8 protein-coding genes are annotated in these 7,685 nt (G+C 49.5%); 5 read left to right on the top strand and 3 right to left on the bottom strand.

Features of this window, described 5'->3' with window-relative positions:
- Nucleotides 1-142: 142 nt before the first annotated feature.
- Nucleotides 143-652, bottom strand: a complete 510-nt coding sequence (gene mobB, locus SK32_RS23360) for a molybdopterin-guanine dinucleotide biosynthesis protein MobB (protein WP_048214049.1) — start codon at nt 650-652, stop codon at nt 143-145.
- Nucleotides 649-1,233, bottom strand: coding sequence for a molybdenum cofactor guanylyltransferase MobA (mobA, locus tag SK32_RS23355; RefSeq protein WP_048214048.1), 585 nt, complete (start codon nt 1,231-1,233; stop codon nt 649-651). The genes mobB and mobA overlap by 4 nt, the downstream gene beginning before the upstream one ends.
- Before the next feature lie 69 nt (nt 1,234-1,302).
- On the opposite strand from mobA, the gene SK32_RS23350 reads away from it, so the two are divergent.
- The 3 genes from SK32_RS23350 (at nt 1,303) to dsbA (ending at nt 3,275) form a co-directional block, all read left to right on the top strand.
- Nucleotides 1,303-1,572 carry a YihD family protein gene (locus SK32_RS23350; protein WP_003028616.1) on the top strand — a complete coding sequence of 90 codons (270 nt, stop codon included), beginning with the start codon at nt 1,303-1,305 and terminating at the stop codon, nt 1,570-1,572.
- Nucleotides 1,573-1,648: 76 nt separating this feature from the next.
- The gene (locus SK32_RS23345) at nt 1,649-2,635 is read left to right on the top strand and encodes a serine/threonine protein kinase (protein ID WP_048214047.1); all 987 of its coding nucleotides are present in this window, start codon (nt 1,649-1,651) and stop codon (nt 2,633-2,635) included.
- Between the two features lie 16 nt (nt 2,636-2,651).
- Entirely contained in the window at nt 2,652-3,275 is a 624-nt protein-coding gene (dsbA, locus tag SK32_RS23340; protein WP_003028621.1) for a thiol:disulfide interchange protein DsbA, read from the top strand.
- Between the two features lie 12 nt (nt 3,276-3,287).
- Here dsbA and SK32_RS23335 read toward each other — a convergent pair whose 3' ends face one another.
- On the bottom strand, nt 3,288-4,223 hold the full coding sequence (locus SK32_RS23335) for an acyltransferase (RefSeq protein WP_048214046.1): 936 nt from the start codon (nt 4,221-4,223) through the stop codon (nt 3,288-3,290).
- Between the two features lie 364 nt (nt 4,224-4,587).
- Here SK32_RS23335 and polA point away from each other — a divergent pair, with 364 nt between their 5' ends.
- Complete coding sequence (gene polA / locus SK32_RS23330) at nt 4,588-7,374, top strand: DNA polymerase I (protein WP_048214045.1); 2,787 nt, start codon at nt 4,588-4,590, stop codon at nt 7,372-7,374.
- 166 nt (nt 7,375-7,540) lie between these two features.
- A complete protein-coding gene (locus tag SK32_RS26790) occupies nt 7,541-7,588 on the top strand; it encodes a small protein SpfP (protein ID WP_071892919.1) in 48 nt (15 codons plus the stop codon).
- The last annotated feature ends 97 nt before the right edge of the window (nt 7,589-7,685 follow it).

Raw genomic sequence — 7,685 nt, 5'->3', positions numbered from 1 at the left:
GATGGTAGTGTGGGGTCTCCCCATGCGAGAGTAGGGAACTGCCAGGCATCAATTAAAGTGAAGAAGCCCATCCTGACGGATGGGCTTTTTTGCGTCTGTGCGGGGTGCACATTGCCGGATGCGGCGCAGCGCCTTATCCGGCCTACGGGTGGGTACGCAGCCAACTAACAATAAACTCGACGATGCTGTTTAGATCATTGAGGTCCAGAACCGGCACACCTACATCCAGCGCAACGTCGCTGGCCACCGCAATAGTGTGCTCATCAATAGACAACTCAGCAATGCTGTGCCCTGCCGCTTCACGAAACAGCAATATCTTCGCGACAGGTTCATGCTTAAAGCCTTCAACAAGCACCATATCTAACGTCGAAGCATCCATCCGGCTAACCAGATAGGCCAGGTCCAGTTCGGGCTCTTCAGGTGTTTCAACCATTAACGCCCAACGTTGCTTACTGGCAACCAGCGTTTGCGCCGCTCCGGCTTTGCGTAACTCATAGCTATCTTTACCGGGCTTGTCGACATCCATCTTGTGATGAGTATGCTTAATCAATCCGGGACGTATACCTCTGGCACGTAGTTCCGGGATCAATTTTTTGAGCAGCGTGGTTTTTCCCGTGCCGCTCCATGCCGCAATGGCGAGTAATGGGATCATGATTTTTCCTGCCATTTTGCGAGCTCTTCGGGGGTGTTCACGTTTACGAACGCATCTTTATGATCGCTGAAATCGACAGCATGACCGCCAGCCAGACGCATAAAGACCATAACGCGTCGTTCACCGGACTGAAGATAATCCTGCAGCAAAGGCTGCATAGAGCGGTGCATCAGCGCAATGGTTGGGTGATCTCTTTCACCATCATGCACCCAGACAACCGGTGCAGCTTTGCGCTGTTCCTTCAAACGTGTGACCAGATCGTGAGGAATATAGGGCATATCGCACGGGCAGAATAGAAACCAGTCTCCTGTTTGTTGCAGGAATACCGACAGCATTCCGGCCAGTGGACCAGGATAATCGGCCAATGAATCGGGGATCACTTTCAGGCCGCTTTGCTGGTAAATCTCCCGGTGGCGATTAGCATTGACCACCACGGTTTCGACCTGCAAAGCGAGGGTATCTGCCACATGTCGCCAAAGAGGTTTTCCGTCCAGCTCAAGCAAACCTTTATCGGTTCCGCCCATCCGTCTGGCCTTACCACCTGCCAGCACAACCCCTGTTATTGCACTATCCAGAATCACTGATATCGCCTCTTTTAATGTGGGATTGACCCTGCTAACGTATCCGTATTGAGCCTAAGGAGCACAACCATGAAATGTAAACGTCTGAATGAAGTTATTGAACTCCTCCAGCCAGCCTGGCAGAAAGAACCCGATCTAAACCTGATGCAATTTTTACAGAAACTGGCGCAAGAGTCAGGTTTTGACGGCGAACTGGCGGATTTAACTGATGACATTCTGATCTATCACCTGAAAATGCGTGACTCGGCGAAAGACGCGGTCATCCCAGGTATTCAGAAAGATTATGAAGAAGATTTTAAAACTGCACTACTCCGCGCACGTGGCGTAATTAAAGAGTAAAAGCTTGTAATCGCCACCACCGAAAGCGCTGCGAAATGATATCCTGAATCATTCGTAGTATTTTCCGGATGATGGGATGAACGACAACGCTTTTAATTTCCAGACGCTACACCCGGATACCATCATGGATGCACTGTTTGAGCAGGGGATCCGGGTGGATTCCGGGCTTACCCCGCTTAACAGCTATGAAAACCGTGTCTATCAATTCCAGGACGAAGACCGTCGACGTTTTGTCGTTAAGTTTTATCGCCCTGAACGTTGGTCTGTCGATCAGCTCCAGGAAGAACACCAGTTTGCTCTGGAACTGGTGAGCGATGAAGTCCCGGTCGCTGCGCCGCTAGTACTAAACGGTCAAACGCTGTTAAGCCATCAGGGTTTTCATTATGCGATCTTCCCCAGCGTCGGCGGGCGACAGTTTGAGGCCGACAACATCGATCAGATGGAGGCGGTGGGTCGCTATCTGGGGCGTATGCATCAGACCGGCTGCAAGCATACTTTTGCCTTTCGCCCAACGATTGGCCTTGAAGAGTACCTGACTGAGCCGCGTAACGTTTTTGAACATGCACCGCTGATCCCATCAGGGCAAAAAGCGGCCTTCCTGAAGGCAACGGATGCGCTGATCGCACTCGTTGCCGATCGCTGGCATACGCGTTTTAACACATTACGCCTGCACGGTGATTGCCATGCCGGTAATATTTTGTGGCGCGATGGCCCGATGTTTGTCGATTTAGATGATGCTCGTAATGGTCCGGCTGTTCAGGATTTATGGATGCTTCTCAATGGCGATAAAGCTGAACAACGCATGCAGCTTGAAACCATTATCGAAGCTTATGAAGAGTTTAGTGAGTTCGACACTTCTGAAATCGGACTGATAGAACCTTTACGCGCTATGCGTTTAGTTTATTATCTTGCCTGGCTAATTCGACGTTGGGCTGACCCTGCGTTTCCAAAAAACTTCCCGTGGTTAACCGGGGAAGATTACTGGCATCGTCAGACCGCGACCTTTATTGAGCAGGCAAAAATTCTGCAAGAGCCCCCCTTACAATTAACGCCAATGTATTAATCGGAGAAACTTGAACATGAAAAAAATATGGCTGGCGCTGGCTGGTATGGTTTTAGCTTTTAGCGCATCGGCAGCGCAGTTCCAGGATGGTAAGCAGTACATCACACTGGAAAAGCCTGTTGCGGGTGAACCGCAGGTGTTGGAGTTTTTCTCCTTCTACTGCCCACATTGCTACCAGTTTGAAGAAGTGCTTCACGTGTCTGATAATGTGAAGAAAAAGCTGCCGGAAGGCACCAAGATGACCAAATACCACGTCGAATTTCTGGGGCCTTTGGGTAAAGATCTGACGCAGGCATGGGCGGTTGCTATGGCGCTGGGCGTTGAAGATCAGGTCACTGTTCCGCTGTTTGAAGGGGTTCAGAAAACTCAGACCGTTCAATCTGTTGCAGATATCCGCAAAGTGTTTGTCGACGCAGGTATTAAAGGCGAAGACTATGATGCGGCATGGAACAGCTTCGTGGTGAAATCACTTGTTGCCCAGCAGGAAAAAGCGGCGGCTGACTTGCAGCTGCAGGGCGTGCCGGCGATGTTTGTTAATGGCAAATATCAGGTCAACCCGCAGGGTATGGATACCAGTAGCATGGATATCTTTGTACAACAGTATGCGGATACCGTGAAGTATCTGGTCGGTCAGAAGTAAAAGAAAAGCCGGTCACTGACCGGCTTTTTTATTTGAGGCTTTAATTGCATCGAGCTGCGCGTCTTTCTCACTCCACAGCGTATTTAGCCATAGCTGAAACCGACGCTTGAATCCCTTGTCGTTTACGTAATCACCGTGCAACTCTTCATGGATTGGCTCCAGATTCACCCGCACGACAATCCGCGTTAACTTACCGCTCAGCATATCGTAGAACGGTCGGCTGCTGTTTTCCGGATAGCACAACGTGACGTTCAACATTTTATCGAACTGTGACCCCAGGACGTTCAAGGCCATCGCAATACCGGCCGCCTTGGGAGGAAGCAGGTTTTGATAGGGTGAACGGGTTTGCTCGCGTTTTTCTTTGGTAAACCGTGAACCCTCAACAAAATTCACAATGGTTGTTGGATGCGCACGAAATTTCTCGCAGGAACGACGCGTTGTTTCGACATCTTTACCGCGCCGTTCCGGGTGGCGAAGCAGATAACCACGCGAATAGCGTTTCATAAACGGCATATCCAGCGCCCAGCAGGCCAGGCCAATAAAGGGTACCCAGGCTAACTGCTGCTTGAGGAAGTATTTATTCATCGGGATGTGCTTACGGAATAGAACGCAAAGCACAACGATATCAGCCCAGCTGTAATGGTTACAAATGAGCAGATACCAATTTTTCTTGCTAAGACCTTCCAGCCCCTCGATATCCCACTTTAATTGTGGATTAAGGTGCAGCAGTAGCGCCAGACCTTCACACCAGCAATACATCATGAAATTACAGAAGACAGAAACCTTGCGCCAGACGACAGGAATGGGCAAAAGGAGTTTTACAACCCCTGCAAGGATGATCGGCACAGAACAAAAAATCGTGACCAATATGGTCAATACGATACTCAGCAACAGCGTTATCGCAGCGAGTATTCTCGTCATAATTAAATTATTCAAAAGGTTAGCCATAGATAGTGCGCTAAATGAGGCGCAAGGGGCTGATTTTATCAGAAAACGAACCAAATGATGGATCTTCGCTGAATAGAAAAAACAGGAATATCTATCCACATCAGGATATAAGCTGTAAAAATGGAATAAAATGCTGTGTCTTTATTTAATGCTTTGAAATTTATATAAAAAAATTATGAGGTGATAATTTTGTTGCTACATTTAAAGAGCTGAAAATTATTTATTCACAAAGTTATCCACAGCACGCTTTGCGAGCAACGCAGAAGATCTGCAAAAGATTTTCGACAAATGCGGCGAAAAACTCATGTTTTCATCCTGTCTGTGGCATCCTTTACCCATAATCTGATAAACAGGCACGGACATTATGGTTCAGATCCCAGAAAACCCACTTATCCTTGTAGACGGTTCATCTTACCTGTATCGCGCATACCACGCGTTCCCGCCGCTGACGAACAGCGCAGGAGAGCCTACTGGTGCGATGTACGGCGTCCTCAACATGTTGCGTAGCTTGATTCTGCAATATCAACCTACGCATGCAGCGGTGGTATTCGACGCTAAGGGTAAAACCTTCCGTGATGAATTATTCGAACACTACAAGTCGCACCGCCCGCCAATGCCGGACGATTTACGTGCGCAGATTGAACCTCTGCATGCGATGGTAAAAGCGATGGGGCTGCCATTGCTGGCGGTTTCAGGCGTGGAAGCGGACGATGTCATCGGTACGCTGGCACGTGAGGCAGAGGAGGTGGGGCGTCCGGTGCTGATTAGTACTGGTGATAAAGATATGGCTCAGCTGGTGACGCCGAATATCACCCTCATCAACACTATGACTAATACGATCCTTGGTCCAGATGAGGTCGTAAATAAGTACGGTGTTCCGCCTGAATTGATCATCGATTTCCTGGCGCTGATGGGGGACTCCTCAGATAACATTCCAGGTGTACCAGGCGTGGGTGAAAAAACGGCTCAGGCGTTGCTGCAGGGGCTGGGTGGGTTGGATACTCTCTATGCGGAATCCGACAAAATAGCAGGGCTGAGCTTCCGTGGTGCCAAAACCATGGCAGGCAAACTCGAGCAGAATAAAGAAGTGGCGTATCTCTCGTATAAGCTGGCTACCATCAAAACGGATGTTGAGCTGGAATTAACCTGCGAGCAGCTGGAAGTGCGCCAACCAGCAGCAGAAGAACTGCTGGGCTTGTTTAAACAGTATGAATTCAAGCGTTGGGTTACTGACGTTGAAGCCGGTAAATGGCTACAGGCGAAAGGGACGAAACCGGCAGCTAAACCGCAGGAGACCATCGTTGTCGATGAAACGCCTGAGGAGCCGGCTACGGTTCTTTCGTATGATAACTATGTGACGATTCTGGACGAAGCGACACTGGAAGCGTGGATTGCAAAGCTGAAGAAAGCGCCCGTCTTTGCCTTTGATACTGAAACTGACAGCCTGGACAACATCTCCGCGAATCTGGTTGGCCTGTCTTTTGCCATTGAGCCAGGTGTGGCTGCGTATGTTCCTGTCGCTCATGATTACCTGGATGCCCCCGATCAGATCTCTCGCGACCGCGCGCTGGCGCTCCTGAAGCCGCTGCTGGAAGATGAGAACGCGCATAAAGTTGGGCAAAACCTGAAGTACGATCGCGGTATCCTGGCGAACTATGGCATCGAGCTTCGCGGCATCACCTTTGACACCATGCTCGAATCCTACATTCTTAACAGTGTTGCAGGCCGACACGATATGGACAGCCTGTCAGATCGCTGGCTGAAACATAAAACCATCACCTTTGAAGAGATTGCCGGGAAAGGTAAAAACCAGCTGACCTTTAACCAGATAGCACTGGAAGAGGCCGGGCGCTATGCTGCAGAGGATGCCGATGTTACGCTTCAGTTGCATCTGAAGATGTGGCCAGAACTGCAGCAGCACAAAGGGCCGCTAAATGTTTTCGAAAATATTGATATGCCGCTGGTCCCGGTTCTGTCCCGCGTTGAGCGCAATGGTGTGAAAATCGATCCGGCTGTTCTGCACAAGCATTCAGAAGAGCTGACGCTGCGTTTGAACGAGCTGGAGCAAAAAGCGCACGAGATTGCCGGAGAAGCGTTTAACCTTTCTTCTACCAAGCAGCTGCAAACTATCTTGTTTGAAAAGCAAGGTATTAAGCCGCTGAAGAAAACCCCTGGCGGCGCGCCATCAACGTCAGAAGAGGTGCTGGAAGAGCTCGCGCTGGATTATCCGTTGCCGAAAGTTATCCTGGAATATCGTGGGTTAGCAAAACTTAAGTCGACCTACACGGATAAGCTTCCGTTGATGATTAACAAGAAGACCGGGCGCGTGCACACTTCCTATCATCAGGCAGTTACCGCAACGGGTCGCTTGTCTTCAACGGATCCGAACCTGCAAAACATCCCGGTACGTAATGACGAAGGTCGTCGTATTCGTCAGGCGTTCATTGCGCCAGAAGACTTCGTGATTGTCTCTGCGGACTACTCGCAGATCGAGCTGCGTATCATGGCGCACCTTTCACGTGATAAAGGTCTGCTTACCGCGTTTGCCGAAGGGAAAGATATTCACCGCGCAACGGCGGCAGAAGTCTTTGGTTTACCGCTTGATTCTGTGACCAGCGAGCAACGTCGTAGCGCAAAAGCCATTAACTTTGGTCTGATCTATGGCATGAGTGCCTTCGGTCTGGCGCGTCAGCTGAATATTCCGCGTAAAGAAGCACAGAAGTACATGGATCTCTACTTCGAACGCTACCCAGGCGTGTTGGAATATATGGAACGCACCCGCGCGCAGGCGAAAGAGCAGGGCTATGTAGAAACGCTGGAAGGTCGCCGTCTCTATTTACCGGATATTAAATCCAGTAATGGCGCTCGCCGTGCAGGTGCAGAACGCGCGGCAATTAACGCCCCGATGCAGGGTACTGCCGCAGACATTATCAAACGAGCGATGATTGCGGTGGACAGATGGCTGCAAACCGAGCAACCGCGTGTGCGTATGATCATGCAGGTGCACGATGAACTGGTGTTTGAAGTGCATAAAGATGACCTCGAAAGCGTCTCGAAAAAGATCCATCAGCTGATGGAAAACGAGACGCAAATTGATGTGCCATTGCTGGTGGAAGTCGGTAGTGGTGAGAACTGGGATCAGGCGCACTAAGGGTTTACTGAATAACGGCTCTTTTTCGTAACTAAGCAACATAAGATAGAGCTTTTTGTGATGTCCATTAGAATTCCCTATGTAAGGAATGAAAAAAAATTACAAAAAGTGCTTTCTGAGCTGCTCAAAAAAGAGTAAAGTTATTCACGTAGGGTACAGAGGTAAGATGTTCTATCTTTCAGACCTTTTACTTCACGTAATCGGATTTGGCTGAATATTTTAGCCGCCCCAGTCAGTAATGACTGGGGCGTTTTTTATTGTGCGAAAGAAGGTTTTGCACATACTGTAGGCCGGATAAGACGCGCAGCGGC

This window comes from Citrobacter sp. MGH100, assembly GCF_001034465.1.
In the GTDB taxonomy this organism is placed as follows: domain Bacteria; phylum Pseudomonadota; class Gammaproteobacteria; order Enterobacterales; family Enterobacteriaceae; genus Citrobacter; species Citrobacter youngae.
This window is presented reverse-complemented; position numbering and strand designations above follow the sequence as displayed.

Excerpts from the sequence above, each read along its gene's own strand:
- mobB (WP_048214049.1), bottom strand. The coding sequence starts at position 652 with ATGATCCCATTACTCGCCATTGCGGCATGGAGCGGCACGGGAAAAACC.
- SK32_RS23350 (WP_003028616.1), top strand. The coding sequence starts at position 1,303 with ATGAAATGTAAACGTCTGAATGAAGTTATTGAACTCCTCCAGCCAGCC.
- SK32_RS23345 (WP_048214047.1), top strand. The coding sequence starts at position 1,649 with ATGAACGACAACGCTTTTAATTTCCAGACGCTACACCCGGATACCATC.
- dsbA (WP_003028621.1), top strand. The coding sequence starts at position 2,652 with ATGAAAAAAATATGGCTGGCGCTGGCTGGTATGGTTTTAGCTTTTAGC.
- SK32_RS23335 (WP_048214046.1), bottom strand. The coding sequence starts at position 4,223 with ATGGCTAACCTTTTGAATAATTTAATTATGACGAGAATACTCGCTGCG.
- polA (WP_048214045.1), top strand. The coding sequence starts at position 4,588 with ATGGTTCAGATCCCAGAAAACCCACTTATCCTTGTAGACGGTTCATCT.